Here is a 23,400-nt window from a genome sequence, read left to right as displayed (position 1 = left end):
TGAAAGAAGGCGTTGAAATGGTAATGCCAGGTGACAACGTTGAAATGTCAGTAGAATTAATCCACCCAATCGCAATGGACCCAGGTCTACGTTTTGCGATCCGTGAAGGTGGTCGTACTGTAGGTGCTGGTGTTGTTGCTAAAGTAACAGCATAATCACTTTATAGTGTGAAAAAGCGCTCCATTTGGGGCGCTTTTTTTATGGCTGTATTTTGTGCGCTAGTTTCCAGATGGATGAAAGCTTGTCCTACTGTATTGATGGATGAAATAGCTGTTCTTTAAACCTTGAATCAATCTAAAACCATTTTATGAACATTCTTTTGCTGCGGTTTAGTTGCCTTTTTTTCTCTTACATCATAAAAATAATTTTGCTGTCTAATTATTCTTGCTCTTACGTCATAAAAAATCATCGTCTATTTTTTTACTCTTGCGTCGTAAAAATAATTTCATTGTCTATTTTTTACTCTTGCGTCACAAAAAATAATTTCACTTATCATTATTTTTTATTCCTCATGTCCTGAACTGACAACTCACTGTCCTTAACTGCACTTAAATACCGCACAGAAAACCGTAATATGAACTCATACCGAAAAATAAAAAATATAGCGGGTTACAGGAAATGAATGACTTCATTGTTGTAACCTCAGGAGTGAGCAACATGAATGCTAAAGTGAGTATTAGTGAACGTGCAGGGGCGAGTTTTCCTGTCCGTCGAATGAATTTCAACTTTGATGCTGTACCTGAATATTGGATGAATGGTAATGCAGGTCTAACGCATTTTATGACTGCATTATCTGCGTTATTTCCTGCAGGTGAGAAGTTCTTTATAGACAGTGTACGTGCTGTGCGTTATCACCCAATGCTGAAAGACAATGTAGATTTACAGAAAGAAATCAGTGCCTTCATTGGACAAGAAGCCATGCACACGCATGAGCATGTCGGTTTTAATGCCTCTGCACAGAAATTTGGGCATGATGTTGATACTTTGGATTGTTATACAGATACTGTGATTCAAACTACACGCAAATTTATGGCAAAGTTGGCTAAACCGATTGGCATTACACAGAAAATGGTAGATTTAACTGCGACCACTGCGCTAGAACATTTCACAGCTACGATTGCCTCACAATTATTGACCAATTCACATATTCAAGAATTGATGACCGATGACACCATGAAAACTATGTGGTTGTGGCATGCGATTGAAGAAAACGAACATAAAGCTGTTGCGTATGATGTATTTGAAGGTGTGTTTGGCAAAGGTCTGAAAGCCTATGCACTACGTACAAGTTCTTTGGTTATTTCGATGCTGACTTTATTTTTTGTACAAAACTATTTTTTGTGGCGTTTACTAAAACAAGACAAGCAGTTGAATTTGGAAAATTTACGCATGATTTATCGTTATGCCTATAGTCCATCTAAAGGGATTATTACAGGCATGGGCAAAGAAATGTTGTTCTATTTCAAACCGAATTTTCATCCTAACGATTTTGATACCACAACATTATTAAATACTTGGAAAGCTAAATTAGGCTTTTAAACTTTTCCTTTTGGTCAGGCAACGTAAGTTGCCTTTTTTTTTGCTCGATTTTTTTGTCGTGAAATCTATAATGCCTACATCTTAGAACAGCACAAGATCATTTCTTATGATTCGTTTAATGCAAGCCCATGATGTCGCCGATGTGGTTGCGATTGAAAATTTGGTACAAAGTCATCCGTGGAGTGCCAAACAATTTGCCGAAGCGGTAGAGAGTTATCACAGTACCGTGATTGAACATGCAGGGAGAGTGGTGGGTTTTTGTATTTTGCAACCTGTGTTGGATGAAGCAAATTTGTTGTTGATGGCGGTGCATCCAAGTCAGCAAGGCAAAGGTTTAGGTTATCAACTGCTAGAACATTCTATTGCAGGTTTGAAAAACCAACCTGTGCAGATTTTTTTAGAAGTACGTGAAAGTAATTTAGCTGCGATAGCCCTGTATGAAAAGTCAGGTTTTCATCAAATTGATTTACGTAAAAATTATTATCCTAAAACGGATGGCACACGGGAGCATGCCATTATTATGGTGAAATCTTGTAGCGATGATTTTGCCAGTTTGTTTAAGTGAATCTGATCGATGCAAAAATCAGTATTGCATCATTACATTTTTATTTGATGATGGAGTTATTCCAGCCTAAGGGCAGCGTGGTCATTAAGGAGTTTCCCAATTGCTGCACCTCATCGGTATTTAGGCTGCGGTTAATGCGTCGCCATTGACCATCAAGCAGTAGCTCAAGGGGCACATATTGCGATTTATAGTTCATTTTATTGGAATGTGGTACCCAATAACCTAAGTAAACATATTGCAGTCCCAAATGCTGTGCCTGTTCAATTTGTTTTAATACCGCAAATGTTCCGAGTGAGCGACGACTTTCGTCTGGGTCAAAAAAGGTATAGACCGCAGAAATACCATCATCTAAATAATCACAGGTCGATACTGCAATTAAGCGATCATCTTGCCAAACCTCTAAAAAGAAGCTGCTGGTACAACTGTGGATTAGGAATTTTTCAAATTGGTCACGGCTGGCAGGGAACATATCGCCATCGGCATGTCGTTCATTGATATAGCGTTCATACAGCGCATAATGCAAATCACCTGCATCTTGTGGCTTGGTGATTTTGATTTGTAAATCGTGATTGCGTTTCCAAGCTTTTTTTTGGGTGCTGTTCATTTTAAATTCAGCGACAGGAATACGCGAAGAAAGGCATTGGCGGCACAAATGGCATTCAGGACGATAGACAAAATCGCCACTGCGACGAAAACCGACCCGAGAGAGTTCAGACAAAGTCAGCACATCAATTTTATGTGCAGGGTCTAAAAAAACCATCCGCGCAGATTTTTCGGGTAAATAGCTGCAATCATGCGGCGGAGTAATGTAATACTGCAAATCATTTAGCAGGGATTTTGGGTGATATGAATTCATTTTCAAGATCCCTCTCTGTTATTGTCATTCAAGTAGGCGCGCATACTGCGCTATTGTTTTACTTGAAAATACACTGTCCTGATATTTTTTCCAATTGATTGCAGGTTGTTTTACAACATCTTGTAACGATTTAAGATAGTCTTGGCGAGAAAGTGTACATGCTCCGAGACTGATTAAATGGTCATTGATCAATTGGCAGTCAATCCAAGGCAATTGTTGTTCTTGTCCGAGCAGCATCAAACTATAAAATGCCATTTTGGAGACATCGGTACGATGGCTAAACATGGACTCGCCAAAACAGCCTTTACCAATGCTGACCCCATATAAACCACCGACCAAAAGATCTTGATCCCAAACTTCTACACTATAGCCATAACCTGCTGCAAAAAGCTGACAATAACCTTGAATGATCTCTTCAGAAATCCAAGTTTCATTGGCGTAGCTACGGGGCAAGGCACAATTGCGAATCACCTGTTCAAAGGCATGATTGATAGTAATGCGATAATCTATTTTTTTCATGTTGCGGATTAAAGACTTACTCGGCTGATAATGTTGCGGAATAATTACGCAACGTGGCTCAGGACTCCACCAACAAATGGGATCACCCTCTGAAAACCATGGAAATAAGCCATGTGTATAAGCTTCATAGAGCGTAGAAGGGGAGAGGTCTGCACCTACACAAATCAAGCCTTCACCTTCAGGATCAACTTCAAGGGGATCAGGGAAAATGAATTGTGAAGCTGGGAGTGTGTGCATATTAATTGCCGTATGAAGTTTTGCGATGAACTTGATTTCATCATACCTAAAAATGTCGTGATAAAAAAACCGCTCAAGGAGAGCGGTCTTTAAACTTAGTCACTAAATTATTCACCAAGTGCATCTAAATATTTTTCTGCATCCAATGCAGCCATACAGCCTGAACCTGCAGAAGTAATCGCTTGGCGATAAATGGAATCGGCCACATCACCCGCAGCAAATACGCCAGCCACAGAAGTTTGTGTCGCATTGCCTGCAGTGCCGCTTTGTACTTGGATATAACCATCACGCAAGTTTAATTGACCTTCAAACATGCCTGTATTTGGTTTGTGACCAATTGCAATGAATAAGCCAGACACATCAACATCTTGAGTAGAGCCATCAGTGGTTGATTTTAAACGTACTGAAGTTACGCCTGTGTTGTCGCCCAAGACTTCATCAACTTGGTTATTCCAAAGAATACTGATTTTGCCTTCTTTTTCTTTGGCAAATAAATGATCTTGCAAGATTTTTTCAGAGCGAAGTGAATCACGACGATGCACCAATGTCACGTGTGATGCAATGTTAGACAGGTATAATGCTTCTTCAACAGCCGTGTTACCACCGCCAACGACCATCACTTTTTGGTTTTTATAGAAGAAACCATCACAGGTGGCACAGGCACTTACGCCTTGACCCATAAATGCTGCTTCAGATTCTAAACCTAAATATTGTGCAGTCGCACCTGTGCAAATGATTAAAGCATCACAGGTAAATTCTTCCATATCACCTTTCAGTACAAATGGGCGCACATTCAGGTTTACTTCATTGATATGGTCATACACGATTTCTGTGCCAAAGCGTTCCGCATGAGCTTGCATACGTTCCATTAACGCTGGGCCTGTTAAACCTTCAGGATCACCTGGCCAGTTATCAACTTCCGTAGTTGTGGTGAGTTGACCACCCAATTGTAAGCCTGCAATTAAAGTCGGTTTTAAGTTGGCACGTGCAGCATATACTGCAGCACTATAACCTGCAGGGCCTGAACCTAAAATAATTAAACGTGAGTGACGAGCGCTCATGCACAGCATCCTTTTTTTATTTAGAAATTTATGGAATTATACGTGAAACAGGATGAGTTTGCTGTGTGATTAAAGTTGATATTACTGATCATGTAAATCGATTTGAGCTATATAGAAAAAGTTAACAACACACTTCAATAATCTTGCATCTTTTTCTAGGCAACACATGCATAATAGAAGGTCTGTTATAATTTATAGTTTGCTGTGTGGTGAAGCTTGCATCGTGAAATGCAACTTAAATGACACAGCTAAATGAAATACAGACGCTCCGAATCAGGTGGCTTTTTAAGACCATCGAACAAACAAAAAACATTGATGAAGAATTGGCGACAGGACAATATATGACTGCGGTGTCGGGTGCTTATGCACATCGCTTAATAGCGACATTATTTTTGGTCTCTTTTGGAATATATCTGTTCCTTGCAACGGTGACCTATACTCCATTTGACCCAGGTTGGATGCACATTTCCAGTGACACCCAACAGGTTTCAAATGCGAGTGGAATCGCAGGTGCGTGGATTGCCGATTTACTGTTTGGCTTTTTAGGTTGGGCGAGTCTGCTTCTTCCTGCTTATTTTTTTATTGAAGCCTTACAAGTCTGGTGGCCACGTAGTTTTTTAAACCGTCCATTTCGTTATGCTGCACAATTCTTCATTTTATTGGCAACAGCAAGTTTGCTGTATTTATTTTGGCAAGTACCTGCCGATACGTTAGACAATGCCTCAGGCGGCATCATTGGTTTTGAACTTGGGAAAAGTTTATCGCAAATTTTAACCATTTATGGAGCAACACTTTTTTTAGTCGTCTTTTGGATTTTCTTATTTACCCTCGCATTTGGGGTGAAGTGGAACAGAACGTGGGCAACTTTAAAAGCTACACCTGCTTATCTGCAAGATTTGTTCTATCGCAATGTACCTGAAGCAGAATCTGACTTTGACCGTTCTACACCACAGGTGAAAAAGACCGTTGTCGCTGCTGCACCTGTGGTTGCTGTTGAAGTGGCATCAACTGATTTAGAAGCAGCAAGTGAACCCGTGGTTGCACAGGCGAAAGAAGCTGAAACAACTGCGCCACATCCTGCGGCAGAGCGTATGTTTAATCACATGCAGCAACGTGAAGAAGAAGAGCAACAGGCGCAGCAACAGCTATTGGTGCAAGATGAAATTGATGATGTTGAGTTAGAAAAAACCATCGAAAAGGCGCATCGCTTAGAACAAGACAGCCAGCGTATTGTTGCGACAGGCGAAGTGTGGCGTGCTTTACAAGAAAATACCGACAGTCAGCATAACCAAGACATTCATGCATTATTACGTGCTTCTGAAGAACCAGAGCCACATCTACAATCGAATCCTTTTGATGAAGTGCGTCCTGCATCTACGGCATCTCAAGCCACTGCAAAATCTTCGTTAGATTGGGATGATGATCAAATTTTTGATGAATTGCTCGCAGCAGTTCCGCAAGGCAAAGCTGCAAGTGATTTACACAGCCCATTCCAAAACAGCGGGGCAATGGATACTTTAGATGAGTCTGTGACCCAGCAAGAAACAGTGCATCCGCACTCGAATCCTACGGCTCACAATTTTAACGATGATCTCAGCAGATTTGAGTCAGATTTTAACCCGCCATCGTCAAGTGCTTCGAATACGCAAAATCATGCTGTACGCCAAGAGCGCCATTTGCAGCATGATTTAGACAGTTTAGATGACTTGTTGGTGGATGATCTTTTGGGTGATGAGTTACAGCAAGATGCATTTCAAGATCAAGCGCCTGTAGCGCGTAGTACCAGTAGCTATGCACAAAGTTCTGCTTTTGTTCAGGCACCTATTCAGACGGCAGCCACTGCCGCAGTGATGGCAAACGCAGCGACTGCTACACAGGCTGAACAAGCAGAAAAAGTGGCGTTATCCAAAGAAGCATTTATCGAAGCTTGGCAGGAAACCGCAGGCAAACCACTAGACGAAGATGACTTTGATTTTGATGCGCCGCTGACCGATGCACATGGTCGTCCGATGTCACGCGCCATGCAGGTTGCAGAAAAACGTCGTGATTTATCGCCATTACCGGGTTTGGATTTGCTTGATAAAGTCGATCCAAACAAAAAAGTGAACTTCACCGCAGAACAATTATCGCGCTTGTCGGAATTGCTGGAAATTAAATTACAGGAATTTAATGTCAAAGCCAAAGTGGTTGAAGCACAGCCTGGTCCTGTCGTGACCCGTTTTGAGCTGGATTTGGCACCTGGGGTCAAAGCTTCAAAAGTAACCAATATTTCTCGTGACTTGGCGCGTTCAATGTCGATGGCATCGGTACGTGTGGTCGAAGTGATTCCGGGCAAACCGTATATTGGCATTGAAGTACCGAATAGTTCACGTGAAATGGTACGTTTGATTGAGTTATTACAAACGCCTGCTTTTGAAGATCCAAACGGCATTTTATCTATGGCGATGGGGAAAGACATTTCAGGCAATCCTGTGATTACTGAATTGGGCAAAGCACCACACATGCTCGTAGCAGGGACAACGGGTTCAGGTAAATCAGTAGCAGTGAACTCGATGATTTTGTCGATGTTGCTGAAATACAAGCCTGATCAATTACGCTTAATTTTGATTGACCCGAAACAATTGGAACTCGCCAACTATAACGATATTCCACACTTATTGACGCCTGTAGTGACTGATATGAAAGATGCCGTCAGCGCTTTAAATTGGTGTGTCAATGAAATGGAACGTCGTTATAAGCTAATGTCTTTCCTGAAAATTCGTAAATTAAGCGACTATAACCGTAAGGTTGAAGAATCTATTGCCAATGGTGAAGATTTAATTGATCCAACTTGGAAGCCGGGAGATTCAGCAACGCAAGAACGTGCACCGCGTTTAACACCATTGCCATCTATTGTGATTGTGGCAGATGAGTTTGCAGACATGATCATGCAAGTGGGCAAGAAAGCGGAAGAAATGATTACCCGTTTGGCACAAAAATCACGTGCAGCAGGGATTCACTTACTCTTAGCAACTCAGCGTCCATCGGTGGATGTGATCACAGGTCTAATTAAAGCCAACATTCCAACCCGTGTAGCTTTGCGTGTGAACTCGAAAATTGACTCACGTACTATCTTGGATGCGGGCGGTGCAGAAGACCTGCTTGGTCATGGTGATATGCTATTTTTAGGGCCGGGTAAAATTGAGCCAGAACGTGTGCATGGCGCATTTATTTCGGATGATGAAGTCAACCGTATTTGTGATGCGTGGCGTGAGCGTGGCGATCCTGACTATGTCGATGAAATCTTGACGCCATTTGATGAAGAACCATCTTCACGTGGTTTTGAAGATGGTGAAGGCAGTCCAGACCGTGATGTGTTGTATGATCAGTGTGTAGCATTTGTTTTGGAAACACGTAAAGTGTCGACCTCATCTTTACAGCGCAAATTTAGCTTGGGCTATAACCGTGCGGCACGTATTGTCGATCAGATGCAAGAGCAAGGCATTGTGAGCGAGCAAGGAGCAAATGGGAAACGTGAAATTTTAGTGTAAAGCTTTCACTTTCTGTTTGATTTTGAATCAAGTAGTGCTATAAAAAAATCCCGCAATTCAATTGCGGGATTTTTTCTTTTTACACTCAATCTTTTTGGCTGAATTTAGCCAGAGATTGTGTTTAAACAGTTTAAGCAAACTTGGCTAAAACTGCTAAAAAACCATCTTTTTGACGTGGAAATTCAGCAATCACATCGTGAATACGCTGACCTTCAGGATTAGTGGCATTGACATCGCGACCATCGGCAACAAATTGTGTCAATAGACGTTCATAGTCACTTGGACGCATGTGTTTAAATGCGTGATAGAGTACGTGAAAATCTGCATTCACACCTGCAGGTGGAAGTTGATTCAAATAGGCAAATACACGTTCATCCGACCATGCTTCGTTAAAGGTCGCAGGTTGAGATAATGCCATGGCAATCTCCTTTATATTCTTTTGAAAAAATAGGGCAAAATAACTAGTGTTATTTTGCCCTGATTCAATTTGCTTGACTAATCAGTATTCAGATTATCGCTCTTCAGGCAAATTGATATTCATTTCCAACATTTCAATATTGGCTTCTGAACGCACAGACATTTGAATATGTTGTTCATCGACACCACGCACGTAGCGATTTACCACTTGCATGATTTCTTTTTTCATCTGATCAATTTTGTCTTGGCTTAAGCGTTTACCTAGACCTTGTTCAGAAGCAACAATCACTTTTAAGCGATCTTTTGCTGTTTGTGCGCTAGATGGCTTGTCTTCACCGCTAAATAATTTGCTCCAAAATCCTGCCATGTCTACGCTCCAAATAATCGTGCTAACCAACCTTTCGGTTTTGTTTCAATATGACGAAACGGACGTTCTTCACCCAAGAAACGTGCAACTAAGTCATCATACGCCTGACCTGCAGCAGCATCGCTATACAGAATGACAGGTTTACCTTCGTTAGATGCTTGAAGTACGCTCTTACATTCAGGAATCACGCCTAAAGTTGGTACACGTAAAATATCTTTAGAAATGTCGTCAATGGTTAGCATTTCTTGTTTATCGGCACGTTCTGGGTTGTAACGTGTAATACACAAGTGCTTACGCACACGACCTTCATTTTGTTCTACTTTTTTGGTTTTGCTGTCAAGCATACCAATAATACGGTCAGAGTCACGTACTGAAGAAATTTCAGGGTTAGTCACAATAATCGCTTCATCGGCATGGTACATTGCAAGAATGGCACCGCGCTCAATCCCTGCAGGTGAGTCGCAAATAATGTAATCAAACTCTTGTGCCAACTCATCCATAATACGTGCCACACCTTCATCGGTGAGGGCATCTTTATCACGGGTTTGTGAAGCTGGAAGAATATAAAGGTTTTCGATATCTTTATCGCGAATTAATGCTTGTTGTAAACGCGCTTCATTATTTAATACATTCACAAAATCATAAACAACGCGACGTTCACAACCCATAATTAAGTCAAGGTTACGTAAACCCACGTCAAAATCGATAACAACAGTTTTGTGACCACGTAGGGCTAAACCTGTTGCAAAAGATGCACTTGTAGTGGTTTTACCTACGCCACCTTTGCCTGATGTTACGACAACAATTTTCGCCACCGAATCCACTCCTGTTATGGTTTAAATTCCCCTATATTTTTTGGGGATTTTTGGTGATTATTTATACATTAAAATTGTAGAGCTTCAAATACAAGCTCTTGGTTATCATTTAAGTAAATATGCACAGGTTTTTTAGTCACATGCTGAGGAATATCGTCCGCCACGCAATACGTGCCTGCAATAGATACCAATTCTGCTTCTAGGGAATGACAGAAAATTCGTGCCGCAATATTCCCGCCCGCGCCGGCAATGACTCTACCACGTACACTACCATAAATATGTATATTTCCTGAAGCAATCACTTCAGAACCGCTGTTGATGCCTGCGGTTAAAATAATGTCGCCCTGATGTTGTACCAAGCATTGACCTGTACGCAAAATTTCATCGTGATAAGACGTAATATGCGCTACAGCAGGTGTAGTTTCAGCAACTTGATTTTCCGTCTGTTGCTGTTCTGCCGCAGGTTCAGGTTTTACTTCAACCACTTGTTCTTTGGTGGCTTTCACTTCCTGCAATGGACGGTCTTGCGGGATGACAGGGAACTGAATAGCACGTGCCTGATCTGCCATAATGCCTTCAGTCACAGCAATTGGCTGTGCTTCTAGGCTAATTAGCAATTGAATTAGCGCAATCAATTCTTGTTCGACTGAACTTTCAATGACCACCAAAACCCCTGGTGGAAATGATTTTTGCAACATTGGGCTTAGTTGCTGGCGGATCGCATCATGATCATTGGTGTCTAAGCTAATGCGAATCGCATTGACCAATCTGCCTTTTATCCGTATGTCAGCCATAATAATTCCTTAACACTTCTAACTTTGCTGGTTGTTGAAGTCATCTTATAAATAGAGCAAATCCTAGAACAAATTGGGTGAATTCTCTAGTTCAGTTACTAAAAATATTTCACATTGTTTTAGCTAAAATTATCGAAAGACCTTTATGAAATATCGTGTTGTTGTCCTTCATTTAAAATTTGTTGCCATTGTTTAACTTTTACTTGTTTGCGAATTGCTTCTAAACTTTCAAATATCGCTGATTCCACTAATTTATCAATATGCTGATTATGTTCAATCTCAATCTGACTAATTTTTTCAGCAATCATTTGATAAGTTGGATTTTGTACTTGTTGATGCTGCTGTGCAAAAGGTTCAATTAAACCTTGGGTGATATTTTCGCCCAATCGTTGTCCGATACTTTGAATTTGCTGTTCAATACGTCCACCGACCAATGGAATCAGGCGCAGCAATTGCGTCAGTTCAGGCGTATCTTCAATGGCTTGATTCACCACCAACCCGACATTTTTCGCAATCATGTGACGCTGCATTTGTAATTCTTTGCCTAAGGATTCCTGCAAAATATCGGCTAGGGCAATCGCGAGTAATTGACGATGATGCTCGACCAAATCATCAATAAATTGTTTGTGAGTGGTACTGGTGGTCAATTCACGTTGCACACCATTAAGTACTGTGAGCACCACACGGCTACTCAGTTCTTCCATTAGCAAGTTGTAGTAAAAGTTGCCGCGTTTATACCAACTGTCTGGAATGACTTTATAGCCATGGCTATGCAGGTTGTAACCAATCGCGATGGCACGTAATAAACGTAAAAAACGCAATTGCGGAATAATTGCAAGAATTTCATACCAGTGAATAAACGGGAAAAACCACCAACGCTGATGATGTTTGAAAATAATTGCAATACCCCAACGCACGCCCAACTCTACAATTAAAAACGTGGTAAACCAGCCTTCGGTAATCACCACCCAAGGGCGCAATTCTGTTCGATAAAACTGTAAAATTTCAGGTAGACGAATAAAATCGAACAACCATTCGCCAAAATCACTCATTAAAATGGCATTGGCACTTAAACAGAACAAGTTAAAGATGATTAAACCCATCAAAAACAAGTCATAAGCCAAGGCAATTTTCCATCCCCATGAATCTTTACGCAGGGGATGAAAAGAGGATTTGATGACAGGTTCTTCAGACTTTTTCATGGCGTACCTGAATGGTTATGCAGTCGGAGCTGCAAGTTTTTGTTGCATGCTTTCAATCAATTGATCTTTTTCCAGCCACAGTTCATGCACCCATTGCTGAAAACGCTCACGATATTCAGTATCATCTTCGTAATTGCCGCCCAACACCCAAGCTGGAATATTAATTTTGCGTAAATTCACCGCAATGCGCGGCACCTCACCTAACCAAAACTCGCTATAGCCCGGCACGCCATCTGGGTACACAATGGTCATATCTACCAAGGCATCAATTTGATCACCCAAAATATTCAATGCCAAAGCTAAACCACCAGCTTTTGGCTTTAATAAATGTTGATAAGGCGATTGTTGTTGATCATGTTTTTCTTGGGTAAAGCGTGTGCCTTCTAAATAATTCAGCAGGGTAAAGGGCTGACTTAATAACTGTTGGCAGGCTTTACGCGCTTCTTCCATATCGCGGTCTTTCAGCTCAGGTTTTTTGGCAATTTGTGCTTTGCTGTGACGCTTCATCATTGGGAAGCCTAAAATTTTAAAGGCTTGTCCTACAAAGGGAATAAAGATCAGTTCCCACTTGGTAAAAAAGCGGGTCAATGGCATACGGGTTAAGCCAAAATACTGATTTACTGTGGTATCGACCCAACTTTGATGGTTACAGGTCATGAGATAACGACCTTGCATGCTCAGTTGCAAATCTTCATCAATGCTGATATCCCATTGGGTATTGGGTAATACATGATCAATCAGCCAGTTGTTTACACTGAGCCAACTGTTGGTAATTTGAATATTGGTTTCATCGACCTTACGTGACTGCTTTAACAGTTTGGTTAAGCCCAAAGCCAACACAGGAGGGCCGTGAAAAAATGTACTGCCAGTGATGACTGTACCCACGGTGAGACCTTTTGTGATTTTTTTTAATAAAGGGTGTTTCTTTGCTTGCGATGACATATAAATCAATCCTGAAGATAAATCGTCCAATGCGTCACGTGTTTGTAGATGACTCCAATATAAATGTTGTTTTTAAAATAAAAAAGTGTTGAAGTGAAAGTGTGTAGAAATTGTGATGAAGTTATACCAAGATTTGTACATGATCATGTATATTTGTAAGTAAAAGTTTTTTTATTAACAAAAAATCAATGGTCTAAGTATATTTTTTCATTCAATATTCAGCATATACAACAAAACACAAGTAAGGAGGCATGCCATGCGTGCATTAGCAATTTCGGCAGCAGTCGTAGGGGCAATGGTTTTAACTGGTTGTCAAACGACTGGTAACAACCTTGGTGGTATGGAATATGACAAAACTGCGTTAGGCACAGTAATTGGTGCTGCTGCAGGTTATGGGGTCTCTAAAAGTAACGCAAATACAAGTGCACAAAACAACCGTGCTGCAGCAATTGGTGCTGTAGTGGGTGCTGCTGCGGGTGTTTATCTTGACAATAAAGAAAAACAACTTCGTCAACAAATGGCTGGTACAGGCGTAGAAGTAAACCGTAATGCCGATGGTTCTGTTGGCTTGATCATGCCGGGTAACATCACGTTTGATACTAACAAATCAAACATCAAACCAAACTTCTATTCTACCTTGGACAAAGTAGCGCAAACGCTAACCCAAGATAACAAGAGCGGTATTTTGGTAACAGGTTTTACTGACAGCACTGGTAACGACGCAATCAACATTCCATTGTCACAAGCACGTGCACAATCGGTTGCAAACTACTTGGCTAGCCGTGGTGTATCAACTTCACGTATTAATGCACAAGGTCACGGTGCTGCAAACCCAATCGCATCGAATGCTACTGCAGAAGGTCGTGAGCAAAACCGTCGTGTAGAAATCAGCATTTATGCAATCCAATAATCTGGCATTGTATAGATTGTAAAGAACCGCCTTCGGGCGGTTTTTTTATGCAAGCAATTTCTAGGGTCTACTCAGCAAATAGACAATGACGTCTAAAGTAGCATTTTAGATTAGTCATCTTTGGCGGAGATGACTATAATCGAGCTCGAACCGAAATAGAGGAAATACTATGACACTGGCAAGTCAGTTAAACGACAAGCAACTTGAAGCGATGAAATACACTCAAGGACCCTTGTTAGTGCTTGCAGGTGCAGGTTCAGGCAAAACTTCGGTGATTACCCGAAAAATTGCCTATTTGGTTAAGCATTGCGGGATTCCTGCGCATCGTATTACAGCGATGACTTTTACCAACAAAGCAGCACGAGAAATGAAAGAGCGTGTGACCAAATTGTTGTCACGTGAAGAAGCTAAAGGATTATCGGTTTCGACTTTCCACACCTTTGGTCTGAATTTATTACGTCATGAATTAAAACACACGCCGTTAAAAGCCAACTTCTCTATTTTAGATGCCGATGACTGCAAACGTATTCTGATGGATTTAATGCACCGCGATAATTTGTCGGGTGCAGAAAGCAAAGAATTGATTGCCAAAGCCATGAAGATGATTTCAGACTGGAAAAATGATCTGATTGCACCAGAGCAGGCGCATACCACCTGCGAAACGCCAGAAGACATCCAGTTTGCACATTTATATCAACTTTATGAACGTAATTTACGTGCCTATAACGCGGTAGATTTTGATGATTTAATTGTAATGCCGACACGACTTTTGCAAGAAAATGCCGAAGTGCGTGACAAGTGGCAAAACCGTGTTCGTTATTTATTGGTCGATGAGTATCAGGACACCAACACCGCACAATATATCTTGGTGAAATTACTTGTGGGCGTAATGGGGCAGTTCACTGCGGTAGGTGACGACGACCAATCGATTTACGCTTGGCGCGGTGCGAAGCCTGAAAATATGGCCTTGCTGAAAGATGATTTCCCGAATTTAAAAGTGATTAAACTTGAGCAAAACTATCGCTCGACCAGTCGCATTTTAAAAGCGGCCAACACCGTCATTGGCAATAATCCACATATTTTTGACAAAAAACTGTGGTCAGATAAAGGTCATGGTGAAGTGATTCGGGTAATTACATGCCGCAATGATGATGATGAATCAGAACGCGTGGTTAAAGACTTACTCACGCATAAACTGATGAATGGTAAAAGCTGGAAAGATTATGCAATTTTGTACCGAGGGAACTTTCAGGCACGTATTCTGGAAACCCAATTACGTCAAATGCAAATTCCTTACAAGCTTTCGGGGGGGCAGTCATTCTTCGCACGTGCTGAAATCAAAGACATCATGAGTTATTTGCGTCTGATTATTAACCCTGAAGATGACAGCGCATTCTTACGCATTATTAACACGCCTAAACGCGCGATTGGTCCTGTGACTTTGGAAAAACTAGGGCTGTTTGCACAGGAAAACCATTTGTCATTATTGGCTGCTGCAGGTGATCAGCGCCTAACCATGGCAATTCCGAAAAAAGCCACGACGCAGTTGGCAGAGTTTTCAGATTTTATTAGCAATTTTACGCGTAACTTATTGGAAGATGATGAACCTGTGCCAATCATCCGTCAAATGATGCTCGAAGCAGGTTATATCGACTACATTAAAGAGCAAGCAGCTACCCCTGCGCAGGAAAAAACCAAGCTAGATAATATCGAAGTTCTATATAGCAGCATCCAAAGTTTGATTAACCGTGCTGAAGATGTCGATGAAAAGAATATTGAAAGCGTGATTCGTAAAATGGTGCTGCTCGATATGCTCGAACAGCAACAGGAAGAAGAAGACACTGATAAAGTCAATTTACTCACCCTGCATGCGTCCAAAGGCTTGGAATTTCCGTACGTGTATTTGATTGGTTTGGAAGAAGAGCTTTTACCGCATAAAAACTCAATTGTGGCAGATACTGTCGAGGAAGAACGCCGTTTGATGTACGTGGGGATTACTCGTGCACGTCAGGGCTTAACCATTACTTTGGCAGAGCAGCGCAAAGCGGGCGGGCAAATGAAACAAATGACCCCAAGTCGTTTTTTGGATGAATTACCACAAGATGAATTGGAATGGCTCGGACGTAAGAAAAAGTTAGCCGGTGATGTCGATCCGAAATTACAGGCACAGCATTATTTGGAAAATTTACGTGCCTTAATCAAGCGCTAATTTTTTGAAAATACTTAGGGCATTGATGCAAGTACAGCATCAAATGGCACATCGAAAATCGAAAGAAAATTGAAAATTTAAAAACAGGATAAACTTCATGAAAGTTCAAGTTAAAGTCTTAGATTCACGTTTAGGCACAGAATGGCCAATGCCAACTTATGCAACCGCAGGTTCGGCAGGTTTGGACTTACGTGCTTGTGTAGACAGCAGCACCGTGATTGAGCCGGGTCAAACAGTCTTGGTCAAAACAGGTTTAGCGATTTATATTCAAGATACAGGTTTTGCAGGCATGATTTTGCCGCGTTCAGGCTTGGGTCACAAACATGGCATCGTGTTGGGGAACTTGGTGGGTTTGATTGATTCAGATTATCAGGGTGAATTGATGGTTTCGGTGTGGAACCGTAGCCAAACAGCATTTAGCTTAGAACCTGGTGAGCGTTTAGCGCAATACGTTTTGGTTCCTGTGGTACAGGCCAAGTTTGAACAAGTAGATGAATTTGTTGCCACCGAACGTGGTGCAGGTGGTTTTGGGCATACGGGCAAAAACTAAGTTACTTAGGTTTCAGCCTATATCGTTTGGTAAAGTTTTATCTGAAACTTTACCAACAATTCTTGAAAAGTAACGAAAGATGTACTAATAATGACAAGTAAATCACTAGCTCTGATGAGACCATTGCACATCTATTAAAAAATCTAATTAGAATTTTCAAAATATCTCGAGCCAAGATTTATTCACTTTATGTTGGCTCATCTTTGTAGTTGTAAGCCTATGAACAATCCACAAACACTTTTTCCTCAGCATATTTTTCGCGCTTACGACATTCGTGGCAAAGAAACTGTGCTGACCGCGAAATTGGTACACGCCATTGCACAAGGATTGGTGCAACAATATCAACAAGAAAAGCAAACTCAAATTAGTATTGGTTATGATGCGCGTTTAAATAGCCCCGCTTATGCTGAAATTATGCGCCAAGTCTTTCTTGCCCATCAATTTCAAGTGACGATGGTGGGTTGTTGTTCTAGCCCGATGTTGTATTTTATGGCACGACACACGGCAGGCAATGGCATTATGCTTACGGCCAGTCATAATCCAAAATCAGACAACGGCATTAAATGGATTGTGCAGGGCGAACCGCCAACCCCTGAAATGATTCAACACGTGGCACACGATGCAGCGCCATATTATTTAAATACCGATGCAGCACCATCCATCGCCTCACAACACGCCACCAATATTTCACATGAATTTATTGAAGATGCGTGTCAGCAATATCAGCAGGCAATGTTGAACGATATTCAACTGGCGGGCACTTTTAAAGTGGTTTTAGATGGGATGTATGGTTCGGCAGGTCATTGCGCTGCTTTGGTTTTGCAAAAAATGGGCTGTGAGGTGATTGCTTTACGCTGCGAAGCCAATGGTCATTTTCCAGAACATGCACCCGATCCATCACAAGAAAAACACTTACAACATTTAAAAGCTGCGGTGCGTGAACATCAGGCGGACATTGGCATTGCTTTAGATGGCGATGGTGATCGTGTCGTCCTCTTGGATGAACATGCCAATGTGCTTTCAGCAGATCGTTTGCTGTCTTTATTTGCAGAAATGTGTTTAAAAACTCATCCTCAGCATCAAGTGGTGTTTGATGTAAAATGCTCCACTATGGTGCGCAATACCGTGCGTGATTTGGGTGGCGAAGCGGTGATGATTCGCACGGGCAGTACCTTCTTGCGGCGTTATTTGGCGCAGTCGCAAGGCAAGGCTGTGTTCGGTGGCGAATACGCAGGACATTATGTATTCAATGATGGACGTGGTTTTGGCTATGACGATGGTATTTACGCAGCGCTGCGCGTGTTGGAATATTTAAGCCACAGTAATTACAGCAGCCTTTCGGCATTGATGCAGAAATACCCTGAGCGTTGCTGCACTGAAGACACGTATATCAGCACACGGAATATTGAACCGAGTGCGGTTTTAAATGATGTTGAAAGTTCTAGCCATCGCAGTGGTGCAGAATTAAGTAAAATAGATGGTGTAAGACTTGATTTTGAAGATGGATTTGGCATTATTCGAGCATCCAATACAGGCGAATATTTTACGGTGCGTTTTGATGCCGATAATCCATCACGACTGAATGATATTCGCGATACATTTGTTTCCATGTTAAGTGAGCGATACCCTGAAATCGCCCAAGACATTTTAGATGCTCAATAAGGAGAGGCGAATGCCACATCAACAGACTGGTATCGACAAAGCGCAAATTTTGACTGAAGCTTTGCCGTATATTCAACGTTTTGCGGGCAAGACCCTTGTTGTGAAATATGGCGGCAATGCCATGACCGATCCTGAGCTGGAAAGTTCTTTTGCTCGTGATATCGTGTTGTTAAAGACTGTAGGCTTAAACCCGATTGTGGTGCATGGCGGTGGTCCACAAGTGGATTCTATGCTCAAGCAATTGGGACGTGAGTCTGACCGTATTGATGGCATGCGTGTCACCGATCCTACGACTATGGAAGTCGTAGAAATGGTCTTGGGTGGTAGCGTCAACAAATCTATCGTCAATCTGATTAACCAACATGGCGGTCGTGCCATTGGTTTGACGGGTAAAGATGGTAACTTGATTCGCGCACAAAAATTATTGATGCAAAAAACTACTGAAACAGGCGAAGTACAACAAATTGACCTTGGTTTGGTGGGTGAAGTGGTGGGTGTCAAAACCGACGTGTTGGAAATGTTTACCAGCAGCGACTTTATTCCAGTGATTGCACCTTTAGGTGTCGATGATGCAGGCAATACCTATAACATTAATGCCGATTTAGTCGCAGGTAAAGTTGCCGAAGCATTGGGTGCGGAAAAGTTAATTTTGCTGACCAATATTACGGGTGTATTAGACGAAAATAAAAACCTGTTAACTGGTTTGACTACGCAGGAAGTAGATCGTTTAATTGATACAGGCGTGATTTACGGTGGCATGATTCCAAAAGTGGGTTGTGCATTGGATGCAGTTAAAGGCGGTGTAATCAGTGCACATATTGTAGATGGTCGTGTGCCACATGCTACTTTATTGGAAATCTTTACTGATCATGGTGTGGGAACATTAATTACCAACCGTGTCCAAACGCGTAAATAAAACTCTATAAGATGATCCCTAAAAGAGCTTCACAATTGAAGCTCTTTTTTATGTCAAATTTACGGCAAGAAACTGAAATTTTGTTGATTCAGCATCCTTGAAATTGCTTTGCACCTATCCTGCAATCTTAAAATTGTAGTCGCTAAAATCGCGGTCATCATAGTGTCATGCTGCTGTCCTAGTGTAGGAGAAAACATGAGGTATCTATGATGCTACAAAAATTAAATCAGTATCGTCAGCAGTTTAGCTTTCCTATGGTTAAAGTGGGTAAAGCACAGAAAAAAAACAGCAAAGCTACGCAATATGCGTTTGAATGGGTTGAAAATTTAAAGCAACTACAAGAAGTACAGCGCTTTCGTGCACAGCAATTTTCCAAGCAATTTGGCATTGAATTTGAATCGGGTTTAGATCAGGACTTGTACGATTTTGGCTGTGAACACGCCGTACTCAGAGATAAATCTACGGGTGAAATTGTTGCTTATACTCGTTTAAAACTTTGGCAAGGGCATGAGCTAGCCAACAGTTATAGTGCGCACGAGTTTAAAATTATAGATGAGTTAGGGCATCTCTCGAATATTGTCGAAATGGGGCGTACTTGTGTGCATCCACGTTATCGTTCAGGCAAAACACTCTCTATTTTATGGCTGAATTTAGTGCCTAAAGTGTTATGGGAAATGCGTGCCAAACACATGATTGGCTGTGTCAGTATTCGTTTGGAAGGTAATGAAGCACGCGCGTATCATACCCATCAAGCGATTCAACAATTGGCAGAAAATCAACGCTGCGATATTCAGTCACAGCAGCCGTTTGAGCCAAGTTGTCCAAGTCATAGCTTTAGCCAAGATGAACGAATACCTAAACTGTTTGATGTTTATCTGAAAATGAATGCTAAGCTGTCTGAGCAAGCATTTTATGACCGTGAGTTTAACTGTCTAGATTATTTTGTTTTGTTAGATGTGAAACAAATGGCGAAACATTTTATTCGCCAAAAGAAAGTGAAAGCATCTTAACTAGAATAATTAAGCAGAGATTTCTACAGCACTGCATATCTATGAAGTGGTACTGTAGAAATCTATTTATATTTTTCAGATTTGAATTATCCACATGGCTGATGCACAATAATCAGATAATTTCATTATTTGTATAAAGATAAGGCCTTATGTGTCAGTTGCTTGGAATGAATTGTGCGACACCTACCGATATTACCTTTTCATTTCGGGGATTTTCGCAGCGCGCAGGAATCACCTCAGATCATTCTGATGGCTTTGGCATTGCTTTTTTTGAAGATAAAGCTTGCCGTTTATTTGTCGATAACCAGTCTGCAGTGGAATCACCCATTGCAGAATTGATCCGCAACTATCCCATTAAATCGCGTAATGTGATTGCCCATATTCGTAAAGCGACACAAGGCAAAATTAATTTAGAAAATTCGCATCCGTTTAGTCGTGAGTTGTGGGGACGCCAATGGATTTTTGCCCATAATGGTGATTTACATGACTTTCATCCACGTTTATCAGGTCGTTTTACCCCAGTGGGTAATACCGACAGTGAACGTGCATTTTGTTATTTGTTAGATCAATTGGTAAATCGTTTTGGTTATGATGAGCCTAGCCTGACGCAAATTTTTGACTTGTTAGCCGAAATTTCTCCTAAAATTGCAGAACATGGCACTTTTAATTTTTGTTTGTCCAATGGTCAGGCATTATTTAGTTATGCGGTGACCAAATTACATTGGTTGGTGCGTGCTTATCCATTTCAACCTGCACAATTAATTGATTTAGATGTTGAGGTCGATTTTAGCCAAGTTACTACAGCAGAGGATTGTGTGGCAGTGATTACCACTGAACCCTTGACTCAAAATGAAACATGGACAGCATTTCAGCCAGGTGAAATGATTTTATTTCAACATGGACGCCCAATTAAAACCCAAATGACACATATTGCGCGTTTGGAACGTGAGCGTTTAAATCCTGAATTAAGACGGATCACCAAAGCGGATCAATACTAATTTATACGGGTATGTGTGGTTGAAAAATATTCATTTTATTATTGTACAATTCAATTAAATCAAGAATGAAAATGTATAAATTGGTTAATTAATAATTGATTCTTTTAGTCGGGTATTTTTGTTAAAATTTATTTAAATCAATGTCTTGTGTTGTTTTTGTGCGATTTAAACCAATCCCTACCAATTCGCTTCATTTTTATTTATGGGAAATACGGCTACCATTCCGCAATGTGATTAATCATTTATTTCTGTAAGGTGGTCGTATGAAGATGAAATGGGTTCCAGAATACAACACTGGTATCGATGTGATTGACGATCAGCATAAACGTATCCTCGATTATATTAATGAAATTGTTGAAATTAGCGATGGTACAGATCGAGCACGTGTAAAGCAGATTTTAAATAATATTATTGATTACACCCAGTCGCATTTTACGTTTGAAGAATCATTACAAGAAGAAGCGGGTTATAAATACCGCGTACCACATAAACGTGTGCATGATTTATTCATTAAAAAAATTGAGTCTTATCGCGATCGTTTTGAAATGGGACAATCCATTGAAGGCGAATTGCATGAAGTCTTATCAAAATGGTTAATTAATCATATTCAACACGATGACGCCGATTATGTCGGTGCAGTGAAAGAGAATATGATGGGTATTATTAAGGAAAATGAGAAGAAGAAAGGTAAAGGCTGGTTCGCTCGTTTCTTCTCATAAGTCTGAAGCCATAAAAATGAAAGAATAAAAATTATAAATTTGCGCAGCAAGCTATCTAACGATAGTTTGCTTTTTCTTTTTTGAGGTTTTGCTTTTCCTTGATGACAAAGGCAAAATAGCCGTAGATTTTTATTAGGACAGCGTCATGCAGGACAATGCTATGTCACGATGGTTATCGCCGCTGATGGCATTTGGTTTATCATTCATTATTATTGCCACACTCGCACCAATGACAGGTATTCAGGTTGAGCGTCAGCTCGACTTTTGGTTGTTGTGGCTAGCAACTATGCTGATTTTGGCATTACCGATTACTTATTTGGAAATTGCCTTAGCCAAACGCTCAAAAACGACAGCATTACAAGCACTTTTAAGTTTAACCCGTGATGCCGATGCTTCTCAAAAATGGCGTTTGGTGGGCTGGCTTGCAGTGGTGTTCATTCCATTTTTAGCAGGCGGTTTGTTGTCTAATGCTGCGCAAATTTTAAATCAATATGCCGCTGCAGACTTGGCTAGTCATGTCTTGTTTGTGATTGTGGCTATTTTCGCACTGGCATTGTCATTAGTGCCGCGTCAAATTTTATTGCTATGTACCGCTGTTGCTGTTGTGGCGGCTTTGGTTTTAGCAATGGTGATGGGTTCAGAACTCCCTGCATGGCAAGTCACCTCAATTGAGTTTAGCGAATGGGGCAGTGCAACCGTTTTGGCTTTGGTGGCCAGTGGTTTAGGCATGGGCTTGTACTGGCAAACTAGTTTGCCGCAAGTACAGCAACAATCTGCAGCAACTTCAACGGTATTGCCAATTTGGATTGCTCAGCTATTGGCAGTCGTTGCTTTTGCATTCTTTGCCGTGCAAGCACAAATTCCAGCGTTGGCTTTGGTGGTGGCAACTGTTGCAGCAGCAGCGGTTCTATTGCAATTGGCACGTGAACAATTGGCACAACGTCAAATGGCGGTTGCGATTCAGTGGGTTGTATTGATTGCAGCAACTTTGGTTTGGGCAATTCCTGCCATTGGTCCTGTATTTAATTTTGCCTTATTGCTTTGGGGCTTAGTTATTTGTTTGATTTACGCAATTTTTGCAGGCTGGATTATGAAAATCAGCCATTTGCGTAAAGCCATGAACTTTAGCAGTGAAGCCTTTTATAACATTTGGCGTATTGCGGTACGTGTGGTGTTACCTGTATCTATCGTAGTGGCGATGGTGGCGTTAATTGGACAGTGGATCGCATGATTCAAGTGGCGCAGGTTTGGGTGGCGTATGCCACACCAGAACAACAATGGCATGTGGCAGTCGCATTTCAGCAGGGTATGACTGTACTGGATGCAATTCAGCAAAGTGGACTTATGACAGCGACGACTTTGCCTGAACCGTTGATGCTGGGTATTTTTGGTGTGCGGGTTGAGCCGCAGTATGTATTACAAGCAGGTGATCGGGTTGAGATTTATCGTGCTTTGACCATTAACCCGAAAGATATTCGTCGTAAACGTGCCGCAAAGAACCCAGTAGGGCGTTATGCCAAAAGCAATCGCTTGAGACAATTGCAATGATTTAAAAAACCCCTCAGATGAATTTCAGTGAGGG

Annotated in this window: 22 protein-coding genes and 1 pseudogene; 14 read left to right on the top strand and 9 right to left on the bottom strand. The window is 41.3% G+C overall.

Annotated elements, in window-relative coordinates; genetic code table 11:
* From FTT78_RS11090 to rimI, 3 genes and pseudogenes are all read left to right on the top strand, one after another.
* A pseudogene (locus FTT78_RS11090) lies at positions 1 to 155 on the top strand (elongation factor Tu); the annotation flags it as partial.
* A gap of 502 nt (positions 156 to 657) precedes the next feature.
* Positions 658 to 1,539, top strand: a complete 882-nt coding sequence (locus FTT78_RS11085) for a metal-dependent hydrolase (protein WP_180044250.1) — start codon at positions 658 to 660, stop codon at positions 1,537 to 1,539.
* A gap of 106 nt (positions 1,540 to 1,645) precedes the next feature.
* Positions 1,646 to 2,104, top strand: coding sequence for a ribosomal protein S18-alanine N-acetyltransferase (rimI, locus tag FTT78_RS11080; protein ID WP_004975283.1), 459 nt, complete (start codon positions 1,646 to 1,648; stop codon positions 2,102 to 2,104).
* Between the two features lie 40 nt (positions 2,105 to 2,144).
* On the opposite strand, the gene FTT78_RS11075 is transcribed toward rimI, so the two are convergent.
* The 3 genes from FTT78_RS11075 to trxB form a co-directional block, all read right to left on the bottom strand.
* Positions 2,145 to 2,960, bottom strand: coding sequence for an arginyltransferase (locus FTT78_RS11075; protein WP_131261724.1), 816 nt, complete (start codon positions 2,958 to 2,960; stop codon positions 2,145 to 2,147).
* Between the two features lie 24 nt (positions 2,961 to 2,984).
* Positions 2,985 to 3,716, bottom strand: a complete 732-nt coding sequence (gene aat, locus FTT78_RS11070; RefSeq protein ID WP_180044252.1) for a leucyl/phenylalanyl-tRNA--protein transferase — start codon at positions 3,714 to 3,716, stop codon at positions 2,985 to 2,987.
* 107 nt (positions 3,717 to 3,823) lie between these two features.
* Positions 3,824 to 4,777 carry a thioredoxin-disulfide reductase gene (gene trxB / locus FTT78_RS11065; RefSeq protein WP_070154293.1) on the bottom strand — a complete coding sequence of 318 codons (954 nt, stop codon included), beginning with the start codon at positions 4,775 to 4,777 and terminating at the stop codon, positions 3,824 to 3,826.
* Positions 4,778 to 5,118: 341 nt separating this feature from the next.
* Between trxB and FTT78_RS11060 the strand changes: the two genes are divergently transcribed.
* Complete coding sequence (locus tag FTT78_RS11060) at positions 5,119 to 8,307, top strand: DNA translocase FtsK (protein ID WP_104853253.1); 3,189 nt, start codon at positions 5,119 to 5,121, stop codon at positions 8,305 to 8,307.
* Between the two features lie 130 nt (positions 8,308 to 8,437).
* On the opposite strand, the gene FTT78_RS11055 is transcribed toward FTT78_RS11060, so the two are convergent.
* The 6 genes from FTT78_RS11055 to FTT78_RS11030 all read right to left on the bottom strand — a co-directional run bounded on the left by FTT78_RS11055 (position 8,438) and on the right by FTT78_RS11030 (position 12,844).
* The gene (locus FTT78_RS11055) at positions 8,438 to 8,725 is read right to left on the bottom strand and encodes a PA4642 family protein (protein ID WP_004975291.1); all 288 of its coding nucleotides are present in this window, start codon (positions 8,723 to 8,725) and stop codon (positions 8,438 to 8,440) included.
* Positions 8,726 to 8,818: 93 nt separating this feature from the next.
* On the bottom strand, positions 8,819 to 9,091 hold the full coding sequence (gene minE / locus FTT78_RS11050; protein WP_096902698.1) for a cell division topological specificity factor MinE: 273 nt from the start codon (positions 9,089 to 9,091) through the stop codon (positions 8,819 to 8,821).
* Between the two features lie 2 nt (positions 9,092 to 9,093).
* On the bottom strand, positions 9,094 to 9,906 hold the full coding sequence (minD, locus tag FTT78_RS11045) for a septum site-determining protein MinD (protein ID WP_096902697.1): 813 nt from the start codon (positions 9,904 to 9,906) through the stop codon (positions 9,094 to 9,096).
* A 68-nt stretch (positions 9,907 to 9,974) separates the two neighbouring features.
* The gene (gene minC, locus FTT78_RS11040) at positions 9,975 to 10,700 is read right to left on the bottom strand and encodes a septum site-determining protein MinC (RefSeq protein ID WP_004975296.1); all 726 of its coding nucleotides are present in this window, start codon (positions 10,698 to 10,700) and stop codon (positions 9,975 to 9,977) included.
* A 143-nt stretch (positions 10,701 to 10,843) separates the two neighbouring features.
* Positions 10,844 to 11,902: a hypothetical protein gene (locus FTT78_RS11035; RefSeq protein WP_004975298.1), complete on the bottom strand. Its 1,059-nt coding sequence runs from the start codon at positions 11,900 to 11,902 to the stop codon at positions 10,844 to 10,846.
* A 15-nt stretch (positions 11,903 to 11,917) separates the two neighbouring features.
* Positions 11,918 to 12,844 carry an acyltransferase gene (locus FTT78_RS11030; RefSeq protein WP_004975299.1) on the bottom strand — a complete coding sequence of 309 codons (927 nt, stop codon included), beginning with the start codon at positions 12,842 to 12,844 and terminating at the stop codon, positions 11,918 to 11,920.
* A 256-nt stretch (positions 12,845 to 13,100) separates the two neighbouring features.
* On the opposite strand from FTT78_RS11030, the gene FTT78_RS11025 reads away from it, so the two are divergent.
* The 10 genes from FTT78_RS11025 to FTT78_RS10980 all read left to right on the top strand — a co-directional run bounded on the left by FTT78_RS11025 (position 13,101) and on the right by FTT78_RS10980 (position 23,366).
* The gene (locus FTT78_RS11025; RefSeq protein WP_004975301.1) at positions 13,101 to 13,754 is read left to right on the top strand and encodes an OmpA family protein; all 654 of its coding nucleotides are present in this window, start codon (positions 13,101 to 13,103) and stop codon (positions 13,752 to 13,754) included.
* Between the two features lie 169 nt (positions 13,755 to 13,923).
* Positions 13,924 to 15,963 carry a UvrD-helicase domain-containing protein gene (locus tag FTT78_RS11020; RefSeq protein WP_179991299.1) on the top strand — a complete coding sequence of 680 codons (2,040 nt, stop codon included), beginning with the start codon at positions 13,924 to 13,926 and terminating at the stop codon, positions 15,961 to 15,963.
* Positions 15,964 to 16,060: 97 nt separating this feature from the next.
* A complete protein-coding gene (dut, locus tag FTT78_RS11015) occupies positions 16,061 to 16,513 on the top strand; it encodes a dUTP diphosphatase (RefSeq protein WP_004975307.1) in 453 nt (150 codons plus the stop codon).
* Between the two features lie 219 nt (positions 16,514 to 16,732).
* Positions 16,733 to 18,175, top strand: coding sequence for a phosphomannomutase/phosphoglucomutase (locus FTT78_RS11010; RefSeq protein ID WP_004975308.1), 1,443 nt, complete (start codon positions 16,733 to 16,735; stop codon positions 18,173 to 18,175).
* Between the two features lie 10 nt (positions 18,176 to 18,185).
* Positions 18,186 to 19,091 carry an acetylglutamate kinase gene (gene argB / locus FTT78_RS11005; protein WP_004975310.1) on the top strand — a complete coding sequence of 302 codons (906 nt, stop codon included), beginning with the start codon at positions 18,186 to 18,188 and terminating at the stop codon, positions 19,089 to 19,091.
* Positions 19,092 to 19,300: 209 nt separating this feature from the next.
* A complete protein-coding gene (locus FTT78_RS11000) occupies positions 19,301 to 20,101 on the top strand; it encodes a GNAT family N-acetyltransferase (protein ID WP_026438333.1) in 801 nt (266 codons plus the stop codon).
* Between the two features lie 149 nt (positions 20,102 to 20,250).
* Positions 20,251 to 21,099, top strand: coding sequence for a class II glutamine amidotransferase (locus tag FTT78_RS10995; protein ID WP_096902262.1), 849 nt, complete (start codon positions 20,251 to 20,253; stop codon positions 21,097 to 21,099).
* A gap of 263 nt (positions 21,100 to 21,362) precedes the next feature.
* Positions 21,363 to 21,818, top strand: a complete 456-nt coding sequence (locus tag FTT78_RS10990; protein WP_096902263.1) for a bacteriohemerythrin — start codon at positions 21,363 to 21,365, stop codon at positions 21,816 to 21,818.
* 145 nt (positions 21,819 to 21,963) lie between these two features.
* The gene (locus tag FTT78_RS10985; RefSeq protein ID WP_180044254.1) at positions 21,964 to 23,049 is read left to right on the top strand and encodes a hypothetical protein; all 1,086 of its coding nucleotides are present in this window, start codon (positions 21,964 to 21,966) and stop codon (positions 23,047 to 23,049) included.
* Complete coding sequence (locus FTT78_RS10980; protein WP_180044256.1) at positions 23,046 to 23,366, top strand: RnfH family protein; 321 nt, start codon at positions 23,046 to 23,048, stop codon at positions 23,364 to 23,366. The genes FTT78_RS10985 and FTT78_RS10980 overlap by 4 nt, the downstream gene beginning before the upstream one ends.
* The last annotated feature ends 34 nt before the right edge of the window (positions 23,367 to 23,400 follow it).

The organism is Acinetobacter sp. YH01011 (assembly GCF_013420785.1).
GTDB lineage: Bacteria > Pseudomonadota > Gammaproteobacteria > Pseudomonadales > Moraxellaceae > Acinetobacter > Acinetobacter towneri.
Note: the sequence above shows the minus strand (reverse complement) of the source record. Positions and strands in the feature narration are given on the sequence as shown.